General features: G+C 68.8%; 21 protein-coding genes and 1 tRNA gene. 15 read left to right on the top strand and 7 right to left on the bottom strand.

The annotated features are described in order from the left end of the window. Positions 1–18 precede the first annotated feature (18 nt). The 12 genes from GV007_RS19245 (at position 19) to GV007_RS11840 (ending at position 11,693) form a co-directional block, all read left to right on the top strand. Positions 19–237 (top strand): DUF4244 domain-containing protein, encoded by a 219-nt coding sequence (locus tag GV007_RS19245; RefSeq protein WP_228502399.1) that lies wholly within the window; start codon positions 19–21, stop codon positions 235–237. Further along, a complete protein-coding gene (locus GV007_RS11890) occupies positions 234–602 on the top strand; it encodes a TadE family type IV pilus minor pilin (RefSeq protein WP_228502400.1) in 369 nt (122 codons plus the stop codon). The genes GV007_RS19245 and GV007_RS11890 overlap by 4 nt, the downstream gene beginning before the upstream one ends. Next, positions 509–1,168 carry an Rv3654c family TadE-like protein gene (locus tag GV007_RS11885; RefSeq protein WP_328809467.1) on the top strand — a complete coding sequence of 220 codons (660 nt, stop codon included), beginning with the start codon at positions 509–511 and terminating at the stop codon, positions 1,166–1,168. Before GV007_RS11890 ends, GV007_RS11885 begins: the two co-directional genes overlap by 94 nt. Continuing rightward, complete coding sequence (gene topA / locus GV007_RS11880) at positions 1,120–4,059, top strand: type I DNA topoisomerase (protein WP_160072815.1); 2,940 nt, start codon at positions 1,120–1,122, stop codon at positions 4,057–4,059. The genes GV007_RS11885 and topA overlap by 49 nt, the downstream gene beginning before the upstream one ends. Further along, on the top strand, positions 4,056–4,694 hold the full coding sequence (gene tmk, locus GV007_RS11875) for a dTMP kinase (protein ID WP_160072813.1): 639 nt from the start codon (positions 4,056–4,058) through the stop codon (positions 4,692–4,694). Before topA ends, tmk begins: the two co-directional genes overlap by 4 nt. A gap of 2 nt (positions 4,695–4,696) precedes the next feature. Next, positions 4,697–5,866 (top strand): DNA polymerase III subunit delta', encoded by a 1,170-nt coding sequence (locus GV007_RS11870; protein WP_104243154.1) that lies wholly within the window; start codon positions 4,697–4,699, stop codon positions 5,864–5,866. Further along, on the top strand, positions 5,863–7,461 hold the full coding sequence (locus GV007_RS11865; RefSeq protein WP_160072811.1) for an alpha/beta hydrolase: 1,599 nt from the start codon (positions 5,863–5,865) through the stop codon (positions 7,459–7,461). Before GV007_RS11870 ends, GV007_RS11865 begins: the two co-directional genes overlap by 4 nt. An 87-nt stretch (positions 7,462–7,548) precedes the next feature. After that, a tRNA-Thr gene (locus tag GV007_RS11860) sits at positions 7,549–7,624 on the top strand. Between the two features lie 95 nt (positions 7,625–7,719). Then, positions 7,720–8,649: a dihydropteroate synthase gene (gene folP / locus GV007_RS11855; RefSeq protein ID WP_160072809.1), complete on the top strand. Its 930-nt coding sequence runs from the start codon at positions 7,720–7,722 to the stop codon at positions 8,647–8,649. 62 nt (positions 8,650–8,711) lie between these two features. Then, entirely contained in the window at positions 8,712–9,494 is a 783-nt protein-coding gene (locus tag GV007_RS11850) for a dihydrofolate reductase family protein (protein ID WP_160072807.1), read from the top strand. A 160-nt stretch (positions 9,495–9,654) separates the two neighbouring features. Then, positions 9,655–11,061, top strand: coding sequence for a D-alanyl-D-alanine carboxypeptidase/D-alanyl-D-alanine endopeptidase (gene dacB / locus GV007_RS11845; protein ID WP_160072805.1), 1,407 nt, complete (start codon positions 9,655–9,657; stop codon positions 11,059–11,061). Positions 11,062–11,126: 65 nt separating this feature from the next. Further along, the gene (locus tag GV007_RS11840) at positions 11,127–11,693 is read left to right on the top strand and encodes an isochorismatase family protein (RefSeq protein WP_160072803.1); all 567 of its coding nucleotides are present in this window, start codon (positions 11,127–11,129) and stop codon (positions 11,691–11,693) included. Between the two features lie 334 nt (positions 11,694–12,027). Here the strand turns inward: GV007_RS11840 and GV007_RS11835 are convergent, their stop codons facing one another. The 7 genes from GV007_RS11835 to GV007_RS11805 form a co-directional block, all read right to left on the bottom strand. Beyond that, complete coding sequence (locus GV007_RS11835; protein WP_236558482.1) at positions 12,028–14,049, bottom strand: ABC transporter ATP-binding protein; 2,022 nt, start codon at positions 14,047–14,049, stop codon at positions 12,028–12,030. Between the two features lie 187 nt (positions 14,050–14,236). After that, positions 14,237–15,646 (bottom strand): MFS transporter, encoded by a 1,410-nt coding sequence (locus tag GV007_RS11830; RefSeq protein WP_160072799.1) that lies wholly within the window; start codon positions 15,644–15,646, stop codon positions 14,237–14,239. A 239-nt stretch (positions 15,647–15,885) separates the two neighbouring features. Further along, positions 15,886–16,521 (bottom strand): GTP cyclohydrolase II, encoded by a 636-nt coding sequence (ribA, locus tag GV007_RS11825; protein ID WP_160072797.1) that lies wholly within the window; start codon positions 16,519–16,521, stop codon positions 15,886–15,888. A gap of 14 nt (positions 16,522–16,535) precedes the next feature. After that, positions 16,536–17,273, bottom strand: coding sequence for a polyprenol monophosphomannose synthase (locus tag GV007_RS11820; protein ID WP_160072795.1), 738 nt, complete (start codon positions 17,271–17,273; stop codon positions 16,536–16,538). 91 nt (positions 17,274–17,364) lie between these two features. Then, positions 17,365–18,372 (bottom strand): tryptophan--tRNA ligase, encoded by a 1,008-nt coding sequence (gene trpS / locus GV007_RS11815; RefSeq protein WP_194677131.1) that lies wholly within the window; start codon positions 18,370–18,372, stop codon positions 17,365–17,367. Positions 18,373–18,454: 82 nt separating this feature from the next. Continuing rightward, entirely contained in the window at positions 18,455–19,303 is an 849-nt protein-coding gene (locus tag GV007_RS11810) for an exodeoxyribonuclease III (protein ID WP_160072792.1), read from the bottom strand. An 88-nt stretch (positions 19,304–19,391) separates the two neighbouring features. Continuing rightward, positions 19,392–20,480: a YihY/virulence factor BrkB family protein gene (locus GV007_RS11805; protein WP_194677132.1), complete on the bottom strand. Its 1,089-nt coding sequence runs from the start codon at positions 20,478–20,480 to the stop codon at positions 19,392–19,394. Between the two features lie 154 nt (positions 20,481–20,634). On the opposite strand from GV007_RS11805, the gene ptsP reads away from it, so the two are divergent. From ptsP to GV007_RS11790, 3 genes are all read left to right on the top strand, one after another. Beyond that, the gene (gene ptsP / locus GV007_RS11800) at positions 20,635–22,326 is read left to right on the top strand and encodes a phosphoenolpyruvate--protein phosphotransferase (protein WP_160072788.1); all 1,692 of its coding nucleotides are present in this window, start codon (positions 20,635–20,637) and stop codon (positions 22,324–22,326) included. 161 nt (positions 22,327–22,487) lie between these two features. Next, on the top strand, positions 22,488–23,228 hold the full coding sequence (locus GV007_RS11795) for a methionine ABC transporter ATP-binding protein (protein ID WP_160072786.1): 741 nt from the start codon (positions 22,488–22,490) through the stop codon (positions 23,226–23,228). Further along, positions 23,228–23,908: a methionine ABC transporter permease gene (locus GV007_RS11790; protein ID WP_160074248.1), complete on the top strand. Its 681-nt coding sequence runs from the start codon at positions 23,228–23,230 to the stop codon at positions 23,906–23,908. Before GV007_RS11795 ends, GV007_RS11790 begins: the two co-directional genes overlap by 1 nt. The last annotated feature ends 24 nt before the right edge of the window (positions 23,909–23,932 follow it).

The following is a 23,932-nucleotide window of genomic DNA, read 5'->3' as shown; positions in this document are numbered from 1 at the left end:
AATAAGAGAGGTACAACCTTGCCCACCAACGACCGCCTCAGCGCAGGCCCACGCGCGATCCTCACGAGAGTCCGAACTCGTCTCCGCGACGAGGAGGGTGCAGCGACCGCCGAATACGCGATCGCCACCATGGCCGCCGTCGCCTTCGCGGGACTCCTCGTCGTCATCATGCAGAGCGACGAGGTCCGTGAACTGCTCGAGAACATCATCCGCACCGCACTCACACTGGACGAATGATGCGCCGGGTGCTGCGGTGGCGACAGATCGCTTGCTCTTCCCGGGGCTCCGCGACTGCGGAGTTCGCCATCGTCGCACCCGCCGTCGTTCTCCTGCTCGCTCTGTGCCTCGCCGGACTCCAGGGGGTCGTGGTGCAGGTGCGGCTGCAGGATGCGGTTGCCGACGCGGTCCGGCTCATCGCAAGGGGCGACGACGAGTCCATCGCGCGTGCACGAATCCTGGCCCTCGTGCCCGACGCGCACCTCGAGGTCAGCCACGCGGACGGGCTCGTGTGCGCACTCGCATCCACGCCGCTCGAACTCGGCCAGCGGGAGCTGCCCGTCACGGTCGCCGCACGCGCCTGCGCTCTCGGTGGTGGGCGGTGATCGCCGAGAGGCTCGCCGGAGAGCGCGGTGCCGGCGGGGTCGTCGTGCTCGCCGTGGCGCTGCTTGTCCTCTCGATCTCCGTGGGCGCGATCGGCATGCTGGCTGCCTTCCCCGCCCGACAGGCTGCGCAGGCGGCCGCGGACGCCGGAGCGCTCGCGGCGGCCGATGTCGCCTCGGGGTATCTGGACGGAGAACCGTGTGCGGAAGCGGCTCGCGTCGTCGAGGCGAACGGCGCATCGCTGGAGGAGTGCGCGACCGACGGCCGGGAGGCCGTTGTGCGAGTTCGTGTAGAGTCCGGCCCGTTCGTCTTTTCGGAATCGTCGAGGGCAGGACCGCCGCCGGAACGAGAAGACGTGAGGCGGAGCCGCCAGCATTTGGAAGCCTTCCGTTTCAGCCAGCCCGTTCACAGACCAGGCCGTCCATATAATGGGCGCCGACGGGTGGCAACAGCCCCCACATCACTCCGGCCAGCCGGAATCGCCGTGCGAAAGCACGCAGACCCATCCAAGGAACGCTTGTGTCAGGCAGCAACACACTGGTCATCGTCGAGTCGCCGACCAAAGTGAAGAGCATCTCGCAGTATCTCGGTGATGACTACACCGTGCTCGCTTCCGTCGGACACATTCGCGACCTCATCGAGCCCAAGAACCTCCCGCCGGAACTCAAGAAGGGCTCCCTCGGCAAGTTCAGCGTCGACGTCGACAACGGCTTCGAGCCCTACTACGTGGTCTCCGAGCAGAAGAAGAAGACCGTCGCCGAGCTCAAGCGAGCTCTGAAGGATGCCGACGAGCTCATCCTCGCAACTGATGAGGACCGCGAAGGAGAGGCCATCGCCTGGCACCTCCTGCAGGTGCTCCAGCCAAAGGTCCCCGTCAAGCGCATGGTGTTCCACGAGATCACCCGCGAGGCGATCGAGGCGGCCAAGGACCGGACCCGCGACATCGACGTGCACCTCGTCGACGCCCAGGAGACCAGGCGCATCCTCGACCGTCTCTACGGCTACGAGGTCTCCCCGGTCCTGTGGCGCAAGGTCGGCCCCGGACTCTCCGCCGGCCGCGTGCAGTCAGCGGCGACACGCCTCATCGTCGACCGCGAGCGCGAGCGCCTCGCCTTCGTCAAGGCCAGCTACTGGGGTGTCGAAGCACGCTTCGCGCCGGAGCCCGGCAAGGACGGCGCAGCCTTCGTCGCCCGCCTCACGAAGCTCGACGGCGGGCGCGTCGCCACCGGACGCGACTTCGACGATCACGGTGTGCTCAAGAACACCAGCGTGATCCTCGGCGAGGCCGAGGCGACCACGCTGACCGTGCAGCTCACCGCGGGCACCGTGCCCCTCACGGTCTCCTCCGTCGAGTCCAAGCCGTACACGCGCCGCCCCGCGGCGCCGTTCACGACCTCGACGCTGCAGCAGGAGGCAGCGCGCAAGCTGCGCTTCACCGCGCGCCAGACGATGAGCGTCGCCCAGTCGCTGTACGAAAACGGGTACATCACCTACATGCGTACCGACTCGTCTTCGCTCTCGTCGCAGGCCCTCAACGCGGCCCGCACGCAGGCGTCCAAGCTCTACGGTGCCGAGACGGTCCCCGCCGCCCCCCGCCTCTACGGCTCCAAGTCGAAGAACGCGCAGGAGGCGCACGAGGCGGTCAGGCCAGCAGGCTCCACCTTCGCGCTCCCCAGCGAGCTGCGCCCCAAGCTGAGCCCGAACGACTTCAAGCTCTACGACCTCATCTGGAAGCGGACCATCGCCTCGCAGATGGCCGACGCCAAGGGGCAGACGGCCACCGTCACGATCGACGCCTCGCCCGTCGACGTGTCCGACGCGCAGGGCACGGTCACCAGCCGCGCCGCGGAGTTCCAGGCATCCGGCACCGTCATCACCTTCCGCGGCTTCCTCGCCGCCTACGAGGAGGGCAAGGACGAAGCGCGCGACGACTCGACGACCGCGGAAGCCAAGCTGCCGCCGCTCGAGAAGGGCCAGAAGCTCGAGACCGAGACGGCAGACGCCAAGAGCCACGAGACGAGCCCGCCCCCGCGATACACGGAGGCCAGCCTCGTCAAGACCCTCGACGAGCTCGGCATCGGCCGTCCGTCCACCTACGCGTCGATCATCTCCACGATCATCGACCGCGGCTACGTCGCACCGCGCGGCAGCGCGCTGGTCCCCAGCTGGACGGCCTTCTCCGTCGTCCGACTCCTCGAGGAGCACTTCCACGACCTCGTCGAATACAACTTCACGGCGCAGATGGAAGGCGACCTGGACCGGATCGCCGCAGGATCCGAGCAGCGCAACGACTGGCTGCGTGGCTTCTACTTCGGAACCGAGGACCACAAGGGCCTGCGCGGCGTCATCGACAACCTCGGTGAGATCGACGCCCGCGAGATCAACTCCACCCCCCTCGCCGACGGCATCGTGCTCCGCATCGGACGCTACGGCCCGTACCTCGAGGTGGCGCCGGAGACGGAAGGCGACACTCCTCGCCGCGTGAATGTGCCTGAGGAGCTGGCGCCGGACGAGCTGACGGCCCAGAAGGCGATCGAGCTCGTCGAGGCGCCGATCCAGACCGACCGCGTGCTCGGCGTCGTCCCCGAGACTGGCAAGCGCATCCTCGTCAAGGACGGCCGCTTCGGCCCCTACGTGACCGAGGGTCCCTCAGAAGCTGAAGAGGCCGCCGCGGAGGCGGACGCGAAGGCCAAGGCACTCGCGGAAGAGGCGGAGGCGAAAGCCGCCGCAGCCGAGGGGCGTCCCGTCAAGAAGCCGCGCGCCAAGAAGGCCGCCGCGGCGGACAAGCCCCGCACCGCATCGCTGTTCAAGTCCATGATCCCCGAGCAGGTCACCTACGAGCAGGCCATCGGGTTGCTCGAGCTGCCCCGGGTCGTCGGTGTCGACGCCGAGACGGGCGCGGAGATCACCGCACAGAACGGGCGCTACGGCCCGTACCTGAAGAAGGGGACCGACACCCGCTCCCTCACGAGCGAGGACGAGATCTTCACGGTCACGCTCGAAGCGGCCCACGAGCTGTTCGCGCAGCCCAAGTACGGTGCTCGCACCACGAAGGCCGCGATCAAGGAGTTCGAAGCCGACCCGGTCAGCGGAAAGCCGATCAAGATCAAGGACGGCCGCTTCGGGCCGTACGTGACCGACGGTGAGACGAACGTGACCGTCACACGCGGCGCGAACCCCGAGGACGTCACCTTCGAAGAGGCCGTGCAGATGCTCGCCGACAAGCGCGCCAAGGGTCCAGTGAAGCGCAAGACAACGGCCGCGAAGAAGCCGGCAGCCAAGAAGCCAGCCGCGAAGAAGCCGGCAGCGAAGTCGACGACGGCGAAGACGACCGCCGCGAAGAAGCCGGCAGCGAAGTCGACGACGGCGAAGACGACCGCCGCGAAGAAGCCAGCCGCGAAGCGCGCACCCGCCAAGAAGCCGGCGGCCAAGGCCAGCGAAGCAGCAGCCACCGAATGACGGGCCTCTTCATCACGCTCGAGGGCGGCGACGGGGCAGGGAAGTCGACGCACTCGGGCCTGCTCGAGAACTGGCTGAACTCGCTCGGCCGGCAGGTCGTGCGCACCCGCGAACCCGGTGGCACCGACCTCGGCGCCGACATCCGAGAGCTCGTGCTCCACCGCAAGGGCCACATGGACGCGCGAGCCGAGGCGCTCCTGTACGCCGCCGACCGTGCACAGCACATCGCGACGGTTGTGAGGCCAGCCCTCGAGCGCGGCGACATCGTCGTGCAGGACCGGTACCTCGACTCCTCGATCGCGTATCAGGGGACCGGTCGTGAGCTCGGCGCCGACGAGGTCAGAGACCTCTCGCTCTGGGCCGCACGTGGCCTCCTCCCCGACCTCACCGTGCTCTTCGATCTCGACCCGGAAGAGGGCCGCCGCCGCATCGGCGAGACCCGCGGCACCTACGATCGGCTCGAAGCAGAGTCCAAGTCGTTCCACGACTCCGTCCGCGCGGCGTTCCTCGCTCTCGCCGCAGCAGACCCCGACAGGTTCCTCGTCATCGATGCGACCCAGCCCCGCGAGCATGTGGCGGAGCTCATCCGCACCCGCGTCGCCGAGCTCCTCGAGCGGCAGCCGGCGGGCGAGTAGCCGTGACCGTCTGGGACGACCTGTCCGGTCAAGATGACGCGATAGCGCTGTTCTCCAACGCGGCGAAAGCCTCGAAGCGGGGAGCCATCGACCCGAGTGGCATGACCAACTCCTGGCTCATCACCGGCCCTCCCGGTTCCGGCCGCAGCAACATGGCCTACGCCTTCGCGGCCGCGCTCCTCTGCCCGGACGGGGGATGCGGGGTGTGCCCGTCGTGCGTGCAGGTGCGCGCCCGCTCACATCCCGACCTCACGGCGGTCGTGACCGAGACCGTGCAGCTCGACATCAAGACCGCTCGCGAGCTCGTCGAACGAGCCTCCATGTCACCCATGACCGGCCGCTACAGGGTCATCATCGTCGAGGACGCCGACCGCATGGTCGCGCGCACCTCCAACACCCTCCTCAAAGCGATCGAGGAGCCGCCGGAATCAACCGTCTGGGTGCTCTGCGCTCCCAGCGAGGCCGACCTGCTGCCGACCATCCGCTCGCGAGTGCGCAGCGTGCGCCTGCGCGTCCCCGCGGTTCGAGACGTCGCGGCTCTGCTGGTCCGGCGCGACGGGATCGAACCGGACACCGCCCTGCGCGCCGCCCGCGAAGCGCAGAGCCACGTCGGCATGGCCAAGCGCCTCGCGACGAGCGAAGACGCCTGGGGGAGGCGCGACGCGTCACTCGACGGCCTGCTCGACATCCGCACCACCGGAGAGGCCGTTCGCAAGGCGGCGCAGCTCGTGACCATCGCCGACGAAGACGCCACCGCCAACGCCGCCGACCGCGACGAGCATGAGCGCGCCGCGGCGTTCCGCTCGCTCGGGCTCACACCGGGGCAGGCGGTGCCACGGCAGTTGCGCGGCCAGATCCGCGAGCTCGAGGAGCACCAGAAGCGCCGGGCCAAGCGAGGGCAGGTCGACGCGATCGATCGCATCCTCACCGACTCCGTCTCTCTGTTGCGCGACCTGCTCATGCTCCAGCTCGAGCTGCCCGTCGAGCTCGTCAACGAGCACCGGAGGAGCGAACTGGAAGCCGCAACGGGCTCCCGCAGCTCCGACGACGTGCTCACCAGCATCGACGCCGTCAGCAAGGCACGAGCACGACTCGCCGCGAACGTGCCCGTTGCGCTCGTATTGGAGGCATTCTTGATCAGCTGGACGCAGAAGCAGCAGGGAGCATCATGACCAGAACGACCACCCGTGCTCGAGCGGCGACGCGGGGCATCGGCGCCTCGCTCCTCGCGGCCGCCGCCATCTTCGCGCTCAGCGGATGCACGCTCATCACGACCCTCGCGGGCCCCGGAACCTCGGGAGGCGGCGGGCCGCAGGAGGACGCGCAGCTTGTGCCCACCGGGCTCGAGCCGAGCATCCAGGCGTACTACGAGCAGGACCTCGACTGGGGCGACTGCGGCAACGGGCGCGAGTGCGCCACCGCCGAAGCTCCCATGAACTGGGGTGACGGGTCGTCCGAGAAGATCGAGCTCGCCATGGTCAAGGTGCCCGCAGCGAGCGGCAATCCCCTCGGCACGATCTTCACGAACCCGGGCGGCCCCGGCGCCTCCGGCATCTCCTTCGTTCGCGACAGCGCCGAGTACGTCTTCACGCCCGAGCTCATGGACGACTTCGACATCGTGGGCTGGGACCCGCGCGGCGTCGGAGAATCGAGCGCCGTCGACTGCCGCGACGACGCTGGCATGGACGAATGGTTCTACGGCGTCGACGAGGAACTGGACGCCGAGACGGCGACCGACCAGCAGATCATCGACGCGGTGACCGCGAACTCCAAGGAGTTCGCCGACGACTGCCTCGAGAACACGGGGGCTCTCCTCGAGTTCGTCGACACGAAGAGCACCGTCAAGGACCTCGACATGATGCGAGCCCTCGTCGGCGACCCGAAGGTCAACTACTTCGGGTTCTCCTACGGCACCGACATCGGTGCGCAGTACATCGACATGTTCCCCGAGACCGTCGGACGCGTCGTGCTCGACGGCGCGACCGACCCCACCCTCTCGACCTTCGAGGTCGTGCTCGCCCAGCAGGGTGCGTTCGGCGAAGCGACCCGCACCTACCTCGAGGACTGCCTGACGACGACCAGCTGCCCCTTCACGGGCAGCGTCGACGACGCGATCGCGAAGATCAACGCCCTCATGGCCGAGGCCGACGACACGCTCCCCAACAACGCCGACGGGCGGAAGCTCACCAGCAGCGTCATCGACACCGCCATCAGCTCGGCCCTCTACAACGACCAGAGCTGGCCGTACCTGAGCGAGGCGTTCGCCGCCTATGAGGCCACCGGCGACCCAGCGGGCTTCTTCGCCCTCAGCGACTCCTACTACGGGCGCGAGCCAGACGGCACCTACGCGGACAACATGTTCGAGGCGTTCACCGCCATCAACTGCCTCGACTACCCGGTCGAGACCGATCCCGCGAAGATCGCCGACTTCAACCGGCAGATCGCAGAGTCGACCCCCATCGGCATCCCCGGCCCGGAAGCGCTCGGCGACACGACCTGCCAGCAGTGGGCGTTCCCATCCACCAACGAGCTCGCGCCCGTCACGGGGGCCGGTGCAGATCCCGTGCTGATCATCGGCACCACGGGTGACCCGGCCACGCCATACGCGTGGGCGGAGGCAGTGACCGAGCAGCTCGAATCGGCCACGCTCGTCACCTTCGAGGGTGAAGGGCACCTCGCCTACACGCAGGGCGACAGCTGCGTCACGGGCGCCGTCGACGCGTACTTCATCGACGGGACGGTGCCCGCCGAGGGCCTCGTCTGCTGACCACGACACCCCGATGTGCACTTGAGCTGAGTGTGCGTTATGCTTTGGTGTCGAGTTCAGTGCCCCAGGGAGTTGAGCTGCAGGCAGGCCGCCTTAGCTCAGTCGGCAGAGCGATTCACTCGTAATGAATAGGTCGCGAGTTCGATTCTCGCAGGCGGCCCCATCGCCCCTCCGCACTTCGGTGCGGAGGGGCTTTTGTCTTCTCCGGCGGCACCGAGTCGGCCGCGCTCCTCAGCACGTCTCCCCTACGCTGATGAGATGCTCGAGCGCCGGCACCGCCAAGACCCCGACCAGCACCCGCCCCTGGCGTTCCCTGGCCTGCGCAGCCCGGTCCATCGCCTCGGCGAGGGGGAGGGGTTCGACTTCTCCCGGCGCGTGGCGGTCATGGCGATCGTGAACCGCACCCCCGACTCGTTCTACGACGATGGGGCGACCTTCGCGCTCGAGAGCGCCGTGGATGCGGTGCTCGCCGCCGAGCGGGCCGGCGCGGACATCGTGGACATCGGCGGTCAGCCCTTCGCACCAGGTGAGGAGCTCTCCGAGCAGGACGAGATCAGCCGAGTGGTGCCTGTGATCCGTGCCGTGCGGGAGCGGACCAGCATCCCCATCTCCGCGGAGACCTACCGTGCACGCGTGGCCGAGGCATGCCTCGAAGCGGGCGCAGGCATCATCAACGACACGAGCGGCCTCCGCGACGAAGACCTCGCGCGGGTCGTCGCGGGGTCGGGTGCTCAGCTCGTCATCACGCACAGCGTCGCGGCGCCGAGGGCGGAGCTCGCCCGGCCGCGCTACGACGACGTGGTGGGAGAGGTGCGCTCGTTCCTGCAGGCGCGGGCCGAGCGGGCCATCGAGCTGGGGGTCGGGGACAACCAGCTCATCGTCGACCCGGGGCACGACCTCAACAAGAACACGCTGCACACGCTCGCACTGACACGGCACTTCGATGAGATCTCGTCGCTGGGTTTCCCCTCCCTTGCCGCGGTCTCCAACAAGGACTTCATCGGCGAGACCCTCGACAGGCCGAAGCGGGAGCGGGTAGCCGGGTCGCTCGCGGCGGCCGTCGCGTGCATCCTGCTCGGCGCTCGCATCGTCCGCATGCACAATGTGCCTGAGGCGGTCGATGCGACCCGCATGACCGAGGCGATCCTCGGCCTCCGCGCGCCTGCGTACACGCGACACAACGTCTAGGGCACACGCGGTTCGCACTCGACTCACCACTGCCGTCCACGTCTGCGTGGCATGCTCTCAGCATGAACGCTCCATCCCCGGCGATCCGCTCGCTGCTCGGCCCTGAAGGGGCCCGTGAGCAGCTTGACGACGAGCAACTGCTCGCCCACTACGCCTACCCCGCCAACGGGGCGTTCCGGCTGAACTTCGTGGCAAGCGTCGACGGGGCTGCCATGGGCGGCGACGGCAGGTCGGGGAGCCTCGGCACCGCCGCGGACCATCGCGTGTTCGAGCTGCTGCGCCGCCTCGCGGATCTTGTGCTGGTGGGGGCGGGCACCCTCCGCGACGAAGGCTACGTGGGCCTTCGAGTGTCCGAGCCCTCCGTCGCCTGGCGTGAAGAGCGGGGGCGACCCCCGCATCCGACGCTCGGCATCGTCTCGAGCCGGCTCGCGCTCGACCCGAAGCACGAGATGTTCGCGGATGCGCCGGTACCGCCGATCGTGGTGACTCCCGTTTCTGACCCCGAGCGGCTCGCGCCGTTTCGGGAGGTCGCGACCGTGCTCACCGTGCCGGAGCATCCGGAGCGCCCTGGAACTCTCGACGTCACCGAGCTCCGCGCAATGCTGCGCGAGCTGGGTCACACGGAGGTGCTCTGCGAGGGCGGACCGTCGCTGTTCGGCGAGGTCAACGCTCAGGGCGCGTTCGACGAGCTCTGCCTGACGATCTCGCCGGCGTCGGTGGGTGGGCAGGGCGGACGCATCACGCACTCGGAGACGCTCGCGCAGCACCCGCTCGCCCTCGCCGGCGTCCTGGAGTGCGACGACACACTGCTGCTCCACTACCTCCGCTCTGCCGGCCTGAGCTGAGGGCTCGAGTCTCCTGCCCTCCCCGCCGCGCCGAGCGGTCCAGCGGGCAGGAGGCATCCCCGATTCCCTGGTCAGCACGGCGCCTGCGTCGCTTGGCTAGACTTGCAGCTTGCCGTGGCGTCGAACGACGACGCGGCTCCTCGTTTCGCCGGGAGGTGACATGGCCAGCTCAGGAAAGTCCCCGCGCTCACTCGCCAGTCGCCTCGTCGGCTTCGCGCTCGTGGGCGTCCTCGCGCTCGGAGGGGGCTTCGCCGCCGGCGCGGCCGGGTTCGCAGCAGCGGCACCGGCCTTCGCCGGCACGTCAGAGGTCCTCCCCGCCAAGTCGCTCGGCGCAGTTCGCGAGGCACCCGCCGAAGCTACCGCCGCCGAGCCGATGCGCACCTGCTCCATCGAGGACGTAGCGAGCGCCGAAGGAGCCCTCGACTTCCACGGCGTGGTCGTCGACTCGCAGAGCGGGGAAGCGATCTACGAGCGCAAGGCGGCGGACGCGGTGCCGACGGCCTCCGTCATGAAGCTCCTCACCACGACCGCGGCCATGCAGGTGCTCGGCCCGGACTTCCGCATCCCCACGCGCGTCTACGCAGGCAGCGAGCCGGGCTCGGTGGTCATCGTGGGAGGTGGAGACGTGACCCTCGCCTCCACCGACACCGGCGCGGGCAGCTACTACTCCGGCGCGACCGCGACGCTCGCCGACCTCGCCGGCCAGACCCGGACAGCCTGGGCGAACGACCCGAACCTCTCCGGCACAGCCCTCACCCAGGTGCTCGTCGACAAGTCGGCGTTCAGCGGGCCGGAATGGCAGCCGTCGTGGTTGCAGGCGGACCGCACCGACGGCTACATCAGCCCGATCTCGGCGCTCATGGTCGACGGCGGACGCCAGAACCCGGCGAGCCTCGTCTCGCCTCGCACGGACGACCCGAGCGGTGCAGCCGCAAGCGCGTTCGCCACGAGGCTCGGAGCCGCGACGGCAGGCGCAAGCGCCGCCGTCCCGGAGGGCGCGACGCTGCTCGCAGAGGTCTGGTCGCAGCCGGTCTCTGAACTCGTGCACTATGCCCTGATCGACAGCGACAACAACGTCGCCGAGATGCTCTCGCGGCTCGTCGCGATCGAGCAGGGCGCCGGCACCGACTTCGCCGCCATCCAAGCCTCGACCAGCCAGGCACTGTCGACCCTCGGCCTGGACACAGACGGCCTCGTCCTCGCTGACGGCTCCGGTCTGTCCGCCGACAACCGAGTTCCGCCTGAACTCGTCGCCGAGCTGCTGCAAGCCATCTCGCAGCCGGACATCGCCGCGTCCCAGATGCTCGACGACCTGCCCGCATCCGGCCAGACCGGCACCCTCCAGACGAGGCTCACCTCCCTGGGCGTCCCCCCAGGCGCCATCACGGCCAAGACGGGATGGATCAACGAGGTCTACGGCCTCGCTGGCTACATGACCGCCGCGGACGGCAGCAGGCTGACCTTCGCCTTCTTCGTCGTGGGAGCCGTCACGCCCGCCAACCGTGACGCCCTCGACACCATCGCCGCCCGCACCTACTCGTGCGGCGCATCCCTCGCCAACTGGTGAGCGACGAGCCGAGCGGGGGCGGATGCGCCTGGCTCATCCAGGAGCCCTGCGGCAGACTGGGGGGCATGAGCCGCGCACTGCTGATCGTCGACGTCCAGAACGACTTCACCGAGGGCGGGGCCCTCGAGACAGCCGGTGGTGCCGCCGTGGCAGCCGGCATCACCGAGCACCTCGCGGACAACGGCGAGGACTACGCGGTCATCGTCGCCTCGCGCGACTGGCATGACGCCGACAGTGACAATGGTGGGCACTTCCACCCGCAGCCCGACTTCGTCGACAGCTGGCCGGAGCACTGTGTGGCCGGCACACCAGGCGCCGACTACCACCCCGCGCTCGACACGCAGCTCGTCGACCTCCACGTCTTCAAGGGCCAGGGCTCGCCGTCCTACTCGGCCTTCGACGGGGCAACCGCTGAGGGCGAGACGCTCGCCGAGGCGCTGCGCGCTCGCGGCGTCGACCACCTCGACGTCGTGGGCATCGCGACCGACCACTGCGTGCGCGCATCCGCGCTCGACGCCCACCGGGAGGGGTTCACGGTGCGTGTCATCGACGGCCTCACCTCAGCCGTGGCCCCGGAATCCAGAGCGGCGGCTCTCGAGGAGCTCCGCGCAGCCGGCGTCACCGTCGAGTAGGGTCGCCCCTGCCGCCGGCCCCGCGTCCTGCCTCGCGTCCCGTCCCGAGTCCCGTCCCGCCCGGTCTCGGGATGGAAACCTCACTTCGTGCTGGGAAGCTTCCCACCTCACAGGGACTTCTCCATCCCGAGACGGTGGATGCGGCCCATGGAGCTCGGCCCGGTTGGGCGCTCGGGAATACTGCTGGCCCGTCCCGCCCGGTCTCGGGATGGAAACCTCACTTCGTGCTGGGAAGTTTCCCACCTAACAGGGACTTCCCCATCCCGAGACTGTGGGTGCGGGGCGGCACGACTCGGCATGGCGGCCCGGTCGACTCAGCGGCTGCCTGGCTGACTCAGCGGGGGAGGAGCAGCTGGTGCTGCGCGAGCTCCCTGTAGAGGGGGACCGTTTCGACGAGCTCGTGGTGCTTGCCGCGGCCGAGCACCTGACCATGCTCGAGGACCACGATCTGGTCGCTGTCCACGACCGTCGACAGGCGGTGGGCGATGACGATGACGCTTCGTCCTTCCGAGACCTTGTCGAGGGCGTCCCGCATGAGCCGCTCGTTGGCGCCGTCGAGGGCTGACGTCGACTCGTCGAGCAGCAGGATCGGCGGGGCCGAGAGCAGCGCGCGCGCGATGGCGAGGCGCTGGCGCTCACCGCCGGAGAGCATGACGCCGGACTCGCCGACCTGGGTGTCGAGCCGGTCGTCGCTGCGGTCCAGGACGTCCCCGAGATTTACCTCGCGGAGCACCTCCTCGCAGGCGACATCGTCGGCGTCCGGCCGTCCGAGGAGGAGGTTCTCGCGCAGGCTGCCGGCGAGCACGGGCGCGTCCTGCTGCACGTAGCCGAGCTGTGCGCGCAGCTGCTGCCGGTCGATGGAGCGGAGGTCCACACCACCGAGGCGGATGCTGCCACCCGTGGGGTCGTAGAAGCGCTCGAGCAGGGCAAGGGCCGTCGACTTGCCCGAGCCGGATGGGCCGACGAGGGCGAGGCGCTCGCCGCGGCGCAGCGCGAAGCTGACACCGTCGAGCACCAGCGGCGCCTCGACGCGCGCCTGAGCTCCGTCCTCAGCGAAGAGTCGAGCGTCGGGGTCCGAAGCGGCCCCCGTCATGGCGGCTGCCATTCCGCCGCGGGACGACTCGCGGCGGATCGTCTCGAGCCGCGCAGCTGCTCGCTCGCGAGCGGCCCGCGCACGCACGACGTCCTCCGGGTAGTGGAAGGTGACGTCCTCGAACTCGACGGCGGGCGCATCCGGTTCCCCGCGCTCGTTGGCGGGCCCCTCGAGGACGATCAGCGCCGCCTCATCGCGGTCGCCTGCCCCCTCTTCGGGGATCGCGATGATCTCCTCGATGCGCCCGAGCGCGCCGAGGGCGGTGTTCACGGCGGTGAGGGCCCCGAAGAAGAGGCCGAGCGGCATGATCATCATGAACAGGAACATGATGAAGGCGATGAGGTTGGCGATGCTCAGGTCGCCTGCCGCCACGCGCAGGCCGCCGACGCCGAGCACTGCGATGAGCGCGCCCTGCATGGCGAAGCCCGCAACAGGCACGATGAACGCGGAGATGCGGGCCACATCGAGGCCACGCTGGTAGGCGCCAACCGCGTCGGTGTCGACGAGGCGCTCCTCGCGTTCGGTCGCGCCGAACGCCCGCACGGTCCTGACCGAGGAGATGGCGCGTTCGACGGAGGCGGTGAGGTCGCCCACCTTCTGCTGGGCCGCCGCGCTGGCCTCTCGGATGCGCATCGACATGCCCACGACGAGCAGCAGGGCCACGACGACCACAGCGAAGGTGATGAGGAACAGGACGCCGTCGAGCACGATCATCGCGACGACGGCGCCGATGAAGGTGAGGGCGCCGCCGATGGCTTCGACGAGTCCCTGCGTGAGCACGGCCCGGAGCATGGTGGTGTCGCTGCCCACGCGGGAGACGAGGTCGCCCGTCCTGCGGGCGTCGAACTCGGCGACGGGGAGCCGCAGGAGCTTCGCGACGAGGCGGCGTCGCGTGTTGAGCACGATCGACTCGCCCGTGCGCTGCAGGAGGAAGTGCTGGACCCCGTTGGCGATGGCGCCGATGACCACGGCGCCGACGAGCACCCACACGACCCAGGCGGCGATGGTGCCGACCTCGACCTGGCCGATGAGCACGTTCACGAGCAGTGGCTGGGCGAGGCTCAACGCGGAGCTGAGCACGCTGATGGCGATGATGCCCGCCAGCAGTGGCTTGTTGACGAGCAGGTGGGGGAGGAGCTGCTTGAAGGTCGCCCTCGGTGCGCCCGACGCCTCGCGAACCGGTCGCCCGGGGAAGCCCCTGCGCTTCTTCTGCGCCGTCTCCCCGCTGCCAACTGCTCCTGCATCCACTGGCTTGTCGCCCAAACTCCTGGCCTTTCGCCCGCAGCGCGCCGAGATGCGCGCACGCCGATGGCGCGCAGTCGTGTGCGCGCACCCGCCAAGGGTACTCGCCCCGACCTGGAGTATCCGCCCTCCGGTGCGCTGGGCGGGCAGACGAGAGGGGCCGTGCATCCGCAGTGGATGCACGGCCCCCGTCGATGAGGCGCGGTGACTACTTCGTGTTGGTCACGTACGCGATGTCGCGGGTCTCCTTGGAGATCAGCAGTGCCACGAAGGTGAGGATCGCGGCACCGGCGAGGTACACGCCGACCCAGAACGGGCTGCCGTCGCCGAACGCCCAGAGAGCGATGAAGACGGTCGGCGCGAAGCCGGCGCCGAAGACGCTCGAGAGGTTGTAGGCGATGGCGCTTCCCGTGTAGCGCACGTTGGCGGGGAAGAGCTCCGGGAGGACGGCGCTCATGGGGCCGAAGGTGAGGCCCATGAGCGTCATGCCGATGACGAGCATTCCCTGCGTGCCGATGAAGCCGCCGGCGAGCAGCGGCGTCATGGCGAAGCCGAAGATGAAGATCGCGCCGGTGGTCCAGAGCAGCATCTTGCGGCGGCCGTACTTCTCGGCGAGCGGGCCGGAGACGAGCGTGAAGATGCCGAAGAAGACGACGGAGACGATGAGCATGATGAGGAACTGCTCGCGCATGTAGCCGAGGCCTGGCACCCAGGCGGCCGGGTCGAACGCCTCGCCGGCTGCTTCGGCCTTCGCGGCAGCCTGTTCGGTCGTGGCCTTCGTGCCGAAGGACAGCGTGAACGCAGTCATCATGTAGAAGAGCACGTAGGTGGCGAGCATGATGAACGTGCCCAGGATGATCTGGCGCCAGCTGGTCTTGAACGCTGCGAACAGCGGAACCTTGGAGACCTCGCCTGCGGCGACGACCTTCTCGAACGCGGGCGTCTCGAGGAGGCTGATGCGCACCCAGAGGCCGACGATGACGAGGATGGCGCTGAGGAGGAACGGCACTCGCCAGCCCCAGGCGAAGAACGTCTCGTCGCTCATGAAGTGGGAGAGCAGCACGAACAGCAGGTTGCCGAGGATGAAGCCGATGGGGGCGCCGAGCTGCGGGAAGGTGCCGTAGATGGCGCGCTTGTTCGCCGGGGCGTTCTCCGTGGCGAGGAGGGCAGCGCCGCTCCACTCGCCGCCGAGGCCGAGGCCCTGGCAGAAGCGCATGATGACGAGGAGCGTCGGTGCGAGGATCTCCCAGCCGGGAGTGAGCGCCGTCGGGAGGAGCCCGATCGCGAAGGTGGCGATACCCATGGTGAGGAGCGTCGCGACGAGGGTGCCCTTGCGTCCGATGCGGTCGCCGAAGTGGCCGAAGAGGATCGACCCGATTGGGCGAGCGATGAAGGCGACACCGAAGACGGCGAACGAGGCGAGGAGCGCCGTCGTCTCGTTGTCGTTCGGGAAGAAGAGGGCCGGGAAGACGAGGCTCGCGGCGGTCGCGTAGATGTAGAAGTCGTAGAACTCGATCGAGGTTCCGACGAGGCTCGCGGTGAGGACCTTGCCGCGGGAGTTCTTGACCTCGAACTCCTCGACGGACGCTCCGGTCTTGGTCTTGCTGGGGGATGACACGTTGCTCCTGAGACAGCTGGCTCGCTGGTGAGACGCGGTTTCGGTGCGGGTCGCGCGGTGCTTGAGCTCAGAGCAGCGGTGGGTGGAACGCGTCGGACCGTGCGGATGCGAGGCCGATTGACGCGTGCTCGGTCGGATGCTTGTGGCTTCCGGCCGAGACGAGGTTACACGTCATTCGTCGCTTTCGCTGGCCCACTACCCAATCGTGGGCCGCATGAGGTATGCGGTTCCGGCCGTGCTCAGCTGGCGGCGTCGTCGTTCGGCAGCTGCGGAAGCTCGCTCATGATGTGACCCATGCGCTGGACCTTGGTGGTCAGGTAGGCGAGGTTCGCGTCTTCGCGCCCGACCTCGAGGGGCACACGCTCCTCGACCGTGATGCCGTGCTCTTCGAGAGCCTCGGCCTTGGCGGGGTTGTTGGTGAGCAGGCGGATGCGGGAGATCTGAAGGTCGTCGAGCATCTGGGCGGCTGCCCTGTAGGCGCGGCTGTCGGCGGGCAGGCCGAGCGCGAGGTTCGCATCCACCGTGTCGAGCCCCTGTTCCTGCAGGGCGTAGGCGCGGAGCTTGTTGAGGAGTCCGATGCCGCGGCCTTCGTGGCCGCGGAGGTAGAGCACGATGCCGCCGTCGCGGCCGATCGCCTCGAGGGAGGCGTCGAGCTGCGGCCCGCACTCGCACTTCAGCGAGCCGAAGGCTTCGCCGGTGAGGCACTCGGAGTGCACGCGCACGATGGCGCCGTTCTCGGGCTCACCGGAGACGATCGCGAGGTGCAGCTGCCCGTCGGCATCGTCGGTGTACGCGCGGAAGCGCAGCACCCCGTGGCGCGTGGGGATCGAGGTCTCGGCCTCGAAGGTGACGGAGGGGGTGGGTGCGTCGCTCATGGAATCGCCTTCGCTCAACGACCGGTCAGGCGCGAGAGTGCGCCGAGTCGGTAGCCGAGGCCCCAGGCGAACACTCGCCAGACGGCCTCGACGATGATGTCGCTCGACATCTTGGATGCGCCTTCCTGGCGTTCGACGAACGTGATGGGCACTTCGCTCACGCGAATGCCGGAGCGTTCGAAGAGCCAGGCCATCTCGATCTGGAAGCAGTAGCCGGCACTCTTGATGCGGCTGAGGTCGAAACCCTGGAGGAGGTCGACGCGGTAGCCGCGGTAGCCGGCGGTGATGTCGCGGATCTTGCTCTGCAGCAGCACGCGGGCGTAGATGGACGCGCCGCGGGAGAGGATCTGGCGCTGGAGGGGCCAGTTCTCGGTGCGCCCGCCGGGCATCCAGCGGGTTCCGATGACCAGGCCTGCGCCCGCATCGAGCGCGTCGATCATCTCGGGCAGTCGCTCGGGTGGGTGCGAGCCGTCGGCGTCGAACTCGAAGACGTAGGTGTAGCCGCGCTCGGCGGCGAGCGCGAAGCCCTCGAGGTAGGCCGTGCCGAGCCCGAGTTTGCCGGCTCGGTGCAGCACGCTGACGCGCTCGTCTGCCGCGGCCATCTCGTCGGCCATGTCGCCGGTGCCATCTGGGCTGTTGTCGTCGACGACCAGCACGTGGATACGCGAATCCGCCCCGAGAACACGGTCCACGATGGAGCGGACGTTTTCGCGTTCGTTGTAGGTGGGGATGATGACGAGCGTTTCGGGCATTGCGTCATCCTAGCGCGGAGATTCGGCAGAAACGGTGCGATCAGCTGGGGTGTGGGAAGTGCCCAGCTCGCCCCTCAGGGGAGGGGCGAGGTCAGCGTCTCGGCTTGGGGAAGCCGACGCGAGCGTAGACCTCGTCGAGCGTCGTGAGGGCGAGTTCGCTTGCCCGCTCTGCGCCGCGCTCCAGGATGCGGTCGAGCTCGGCGGGGTCGGCCAGGAGCTCGTTGGTGCGTTCGCGGATGGGGGCGAACGTCGACTCGACGAGCTCGGCGAGGCCCTTCTTGAGGTCGCCGTAGCCGCCGCCCGCATACTGTGCCGTGATCTCGTCGATCGACGACCCCGAGAGCACGGACGCGATGGTGAGGAGGTTCGACACTCCTGGCTTGGACTCGCGGTCGAAGCGGATCTCGCCGTCGGCGTCGGTCACCGCGCGCATGATCTTCTTGCGTGTGACCTTCTCGTCGTCGAGCAGGCGGAGGAGGCCAGCGTCCGACTCCGCCGATTTCGACATCTTGGCGGTCGGGTTCTGCAGGTCGTAGACCTTCGCGGTCTCTTTCATGATGTGCGGTTCCGGCACCACGAAGGTGTCACCGAAGCGCGAGTTGAACCGCTCGGCGAGGTTGCGGGTGAGCTCGATGTGCTGGCGCTGGTCTTCGCCGACGGGCACGGACGCGGCCTGGTAGAGCAGGATGTCTGCGGCCATGAGCACGGGGTACGTGAAGAGGCCGACGGTGGTCGTGTCGGCGCCGTACCGCTGCGACTTGTCCTTGAACTGCGTCATGCGGCTGGCCTCGCCGAAACCGGTGATGGTGGAGAGCACCCACTGCAGCTGCGCGTGCGCGGGCACGGCCGACTGCACGAAGAGGATCGACTTCTCGGGGTCGATGCCTGCCGCGATGTACTGCGCCGCCGTCACCCGGGTGCGCTCGCGCAGCGAGCTCGGTTCGAAGGGCACGGTGATGGCGTGCTGGTCGACGACGCAGTAGATGGCCGTGAAGTCCTCCTGCATGGGCACCCAGTTGCTGAGCGCGCCGATGAAGTTGCCGAGGTGGAGCGAGTCGGCGGAGGGCTGCATGCCGGAGAAGAGCACGGGCTTGGTCATCAGGAGATCCTCGAGGTCGTGCGGTTGGTCGTGCGAGTGGGGTGGGCCGGTGCGGGCGGATGCGGGGCGACGGCCCCGGAGATCAGAACGTGTAGTCGACGACGACGGGCGCGTGATCGGACCAGCGGGTGTCGTAGCTGGCGGCGCGGTCGACGGCGTAGGAGACGGCACGCTTGGCGAGGTCGGGGGTCGCGACCTGGTAGTCGATGCGCCATCCGGTGTCGTTGTCGAAGGCCTGGCCACGCTGTGACCACCACGTGTATGGGCCTTCGACCTCGCCGGTGAGCGCGCGGCCCACGTCGACGTAGCCGAGTCCGGTGCCAGCGCTGCCGTCTGCGCCTTCGATGCTCGCGCCGCGCTCGCCGAAGATGCGGTCGAAGTAGGCGCGCTCGCGGGGCAGGAAGCCGGCACGCTTCACGTTGCCCTTCCAGTTCTTGATGTCGAGCTTCGTGTGGCCGACGTTGAGGTCGCCGACGATCAGCGAGTGGGCGCTGTGCGCCTGCAGCTCGGGGAGCCTCGCGCTCATGGCGTCGAGGAACTTCCACTTCTCGTCCTGCTTCGGAGTGTCTGCCTCGCCGGAGTTGACGTAGCAGCTCACGACCGTGAGCGGGACGCCGTCGATGTCGAAGTCGGCTTCGAGCCAGCGGCCCGCCGAGTCGAAGTCGTCGGGCCCGAGCTCGGTGCGGACGGCGCTGATCGGGATGCGGGAGGCGATGGCGACGCCGGCACGGCCCTTCGCGGTCGCCAGGTGGTCGTGCAGGTCCCAATCGGACGTGTCGATGAGCTTGTGCAGCTCTTCCGTGGGTGCGCGAACCTCCTGCAGCGCCAGGATGTCGACCTCGCGTTCGGCGAGCCACTCGCCCATGCCCTTCTTGTAGGCGGCACGGACTCCGTTGACGTTCACTGACGCGATGCGAATGGTTCTTGGCATGCGCTCGAGTCTAGACGGGACCACCGACACGGGCTCTCGGCGTCGCCGGTCGCTCGTCCCCTGGCGCCTCTCGTCTGCGGCGCGTCGTCTAGACGCGTCCGCCTTGGAAGCGGCGTCGCTGCGCCTCGGCTTCGATCCTGCGCTGCTCGCGCAGGAGCGCGCGGTATTCGGCCATGGCCTTCCACCGGAAGAACCGAGGCGCAGCGTTGAGCCGCTCTCGGGACTCGATCACCTGGGTCGCGATCTTCTCCCGCTCGGCACGGAGGATCGTGTCGGACGATTCCTCGCGGGCCTCCTTGGCCGTGAGGAGCCTCGGGGAGGCGCCGATGTCATCCATCGTCACCTTGACCCACGCCGCGGTGAGCAGGAGCACGGTGCAGAGCAGGTTGAGGAAGATCATGAGGCCGAGGAGCACGGCGAAGGAGGCGACGAGCGGATTGCTCGTGGCGCCGCCGATGAGTGCCGTCGAGACCTGCTTCAGGATGCCGATGATGATCGCCCCGAGGAAGGCGGCGAAGAACAGCGAACGCGTAGGAATGCGCAGGCCAGCCAGGATGCGCAGGATGCCGGCCAGGACGACGGTGTCGAACGCGAGGAGGATGAGGATCGTCACGATGCGGATGACGACAAGCGCGAATCCGCTCGACTCGTCGATGCCGACCGTCTCGAGCAGCGACGAGAGGAAGGTCGAGGAGAGCACCGTGAGCGCGGTCGAGATGGCCAGGGCCACGGCGAATGCGAGGAGGAAGCCGAGGTCGATGAGCTTCTGGACGACGAAGCTCCGCTTGGTGGCGACGGGGACATCGAAGATCGTGCGGATGCCCGTGCGCGCCTGCCCGAGCCAGCCGAGTGCGGTGCCGAGGGTACCGATGAGGGCGATGGCGCTCGCCCAGCCGAAGGCACCCGTGCTCTCAAGGAGGCTCGGGTCGATCGCGCCCTGCTCGCCGATGAGGCCGGGCAGGGATGAGTTGAGCACTCCGATGAGCCCGTCGCGAAGTTCGGTGTTCGTCGCGAGGAAGATGCCAGCGACAGAAAAGAGTAGCCAGATGCCCGCGAAGATGGAGAAGATAGCCGAGTAGGCCATGCCGCCGGCCAGGACCGAAGCACTTCTCGCCCCGAAATGGGCGAAGACTCGGGCGGGGCGAGTAGCTTGGGCCCAGGCGATCAGTGCTTGCATGCGCTCGCCGAACGGCGCCTCCGGGGGGAACTTCGGAAACGGCGGCGCGAAAGTGGAACTGCGCGAACTCTTGGTTGAGTCTTGCTCGGTCACGGTCGAAGCCTACGTTGCTGTGCCGATACGCTGTCTGAGTTACCAGCACGAAGGAGTTGCTATGAAATACACGGGGTTTGGCGTCGGGACCGGCGTCGCTTTCGGTGAAGTCCTGCGCATGCCTGATCCGCTCCCCGAACCGGCCGACGAGCGCGCCACCGGCGACGCCGCGACCGAGTACGAGCGCGCGATCGCCGCACTCCGTGAGACCGGCGAGGCGCTGACCGCTCGCGCAGCGACCGTCGACGGCGCCGCGAAGAACGTGCTGGAGTCGCAGGCCATGATGGCTGCCGACCCGTCGCTCGCCGACAGCATCAAGGCGGCCACCGAGGGTGGCAAGACCGCCGAGCGTGCCGTCTTCGAGTCCTTCTCCTCGTTCGCCGAGATGCTCAAGAGCCTCGGCGGCTACCTGGCGGAGCGCGCGACCGACCTTGGCGACGTCTCGCAGCGCGTCATCGCCCTGCTCCGCGGCGTTCCTGCCCCCGAGGTGCCGTCGAGCGACACCCCGTTCATCCTGGTCGCCCACGACCTCGCACCAGCCGACACGGCCAAGCTCGACCTGTCGAAGGTGCTCGCGCTGGTCACCCGTGACGGCAGCCCCAAGGCGCACACCGGCATTCTGGCGGCCGAGAAGGGTCTCCCCGCGGTTGTTGCGGTCAAGGAAGCCGACAGCCTCCGCGACGGCGAGACGATCGTCGTCGACGCGGCCAAGGGCCAGGTCATCACCGAGCCGTCCGCCGAGCGCATCGCGGAGGCTCAGGCCGAGATCGACCGCGTCGCGGCGATGAAGGCCGCTCCGATCGAGCCGGGTGAGCTCGCCGACGGCACGCCCGTGCAGATCCTCGCGAACATCGGCAAGCCCGTGGATGCGGAGCGCGCGGCAGCCCTCGGCGCCGAGGGTGTCGGCCTGTTCCGCACCGAGTTCCTCTTCCTCGACAGCGACACGGCTCCGTCGGTGGAGAAGCAGACCGCCGACTATACAGCGGCGCTCGCCCACTTCCCCGGCAAGAAGGTCGTCGTGCGCGTGCTCGACGCCGGCGCCGACAAGCCCCTCGCTTTCCTCACCGAGGCCGACGAGCCCAACCCGGCCCTAGGCCTTCGCGGCATCCGCGTCCTCATGAAGAAGGAGCAGATCCTCCGCGACCAGCTCCAGGCGCTCGCCAACGCGCAGGCCGCGACCGAGGCGAAGGTCTGGGTCATGGCTCCGATGGTCTCCGACGCGCACGAGAGCGAGCACTTCACGGCGCTGGCTCGCGAGTACGGCCTCATGACGGCCGGAAGCATGATCGAGGTTCCCTCGGCTGCGCTCTTGGCCGAGCAGATCCTCGAGACGAGCGACTTCGTCTCCGTGGGTACCAACGACCTCACGCAGTACACGCTCGCGGCCGACCGTCTCCTCGGCAGCGTCGCGGCGTTCCAGGACCCGTGGCACCCTGCCGTGCTGCGCCTCATCGAGCGTATCGGCGAGGCAGGCGAGCACCACCAGAAGAATGTGGGTGTGTGCGGCGAGGCCGCGGCCGACCCGAACCTGGCGATCGTGCTCGTGGGTCTCGGCGTCCGCTCGCTCTCTATGGCGCCTCCCGCGTTCGTCGAGGTCCGCGCCGCTCTCAAGCGCGTCACGCTCGAGCAGGCGAAGGAGATCGCTCATCTCGCGATCTTCGCGAAGTCGGCCGAGGGTGCGAAGGGTCGCGTGGTCGACGCGCTCGCGACGCGCGGTGTCATCACGACGGCAGTGCCGGTCGTCGAGGCGTAGGGCCCTTCTGCAGGCGCTGCCGGTTCGCTGGCGGGCGCCGCAGGTGTCGAGCGGGGCGCGTCCGGATTCTTCCGGATGCGCCCCGCTTCCGCGTGCGCGGGGTTCCGCATCCGACAGCTCGACGCTATAGTTGCACAGTATCTAACAACGACGGAGCGTGCATGTCTGATCCCGGCCCCGTGGCCGCCCTCGAACGCGTCACGGTGCGATACGGGGCGGGTGCGCCAGCGCTCGACGGCATCGATCTGGAGATCCGGCGCGGCGAGATCCTCGGCATCGTGGGGGAGTCCGGCGCCGGGAAGTCGACGCTGCTGCGACTCCTCGACGCCGACGAGACGCCGAGCGAGGGGAGAGTGCTCATCGAGGGCGCCGACCCGTCTGCGATGCGCGAGCGCGAGCGTCGTGGCCTGCGCCGCCGCATCGGCATGGTCTTCCAGAGCTTCAACCTGCTCGCGAACCGGACGGCGCGGCAGAACGTCGAGCTTCCGCTGCGGCTGCAGCGGCGCAAGGATCCGGCGTTCGTCGACGAGCTGCTCGACTACGTGGGCCTCGGCGATCGGGGCGGCGACTACCCGGCTCAGCTCTCGGGCGGGCAGAAGCAGCGCGTGGCCATCGCGCGTGCGCTCGTGACGCGGCCGCCGCTGCTGCTCTGTGACGAGCCGACCTCGGCGCTCGACGAGCGAACGACCAGCGACATCCTGCGGCTCCTCGCCTCGACGCGCGAGGACTTCGGCACGACCATCGCGCTCGTCACCCACGAGCTCGCCGCAGTCAAGGCCATCTGCGACCGGGCCGCGATCCTCGACCGGGGTCGGCTGCAGGGCATCGTCTCGGTCGAGCACAGCGCGCGCGACGACCGCGGCTCCTACGTCGAGCACGCGAAGCGGATGCTCGAGTCGTGATGGAGCTCATCGACAGCATCGTCTCCTCCCTCACCGGCAACGCCGACGCGATCGGCCAGGCACTCGCCGAGACCGGATACATGCTCGTGTTCTCGCTCGCAGCAGCGGTCGCGCTCGGGCTTCCGCTCGGCGTCCTCATCTACCTGACGCGGCCGGGTGGGGTGCGCGAGCATCGTGGTCTGTGGCGGGTCGCCAACCTCTACGTCACCGTCGTCCGGTCGTTCCCCTTCCTGCTGTTCGTGGTGTTCCTCATCCCGCTCACGCGCCTCGTGTTCGGCACGACGTTCGGCACACAGGCGGCGACGTTCCCGCTGTGCTTCGTGGGCGTCGCGATCTACGCGCGCCTCGTCGAGCAGATCCTGCTGGAGGTGCCCTCCGGCGTGATCCACGCCGCCAGGTCCATGGGCGCCGATACTGGGCAGATCATCACCCGCTTCCTGTTCGTGGAGGCGCGCAGCGGGCTCGTCTACGCGCTCACCTCGGCCGCCATCAGCCTGCTCTCGTACTCGACGGTGCTCGGTGTCGTCGGGGGCGGTGGGCTCGGCGACTTCGCGCTGCGCTACGGGTACCAGGAGTACGACTACCCGCTCATGTACACGACCATCGTCATCGTCATCGTCTGCGTGCAGCTCCTCCAGACCGGGGGCCACAGGCTCTCCGTGGCGCTCGACCGCCGCTGACTCTCCGTCGGACGACGTCCATCC

Origin of the sequence: Pseudoclavibacter sp. 8L, from assembly GCF_902506465.1 — a bacterium.
GTDB lineage: Bacteria > Actinomycetota > Actinomycetes > Actinomycetales > Microbacteriaceae > Pseudoclavibacter.
This window is presented reverse-complemented; position numbering and strand designations above follow the sequence as displayed.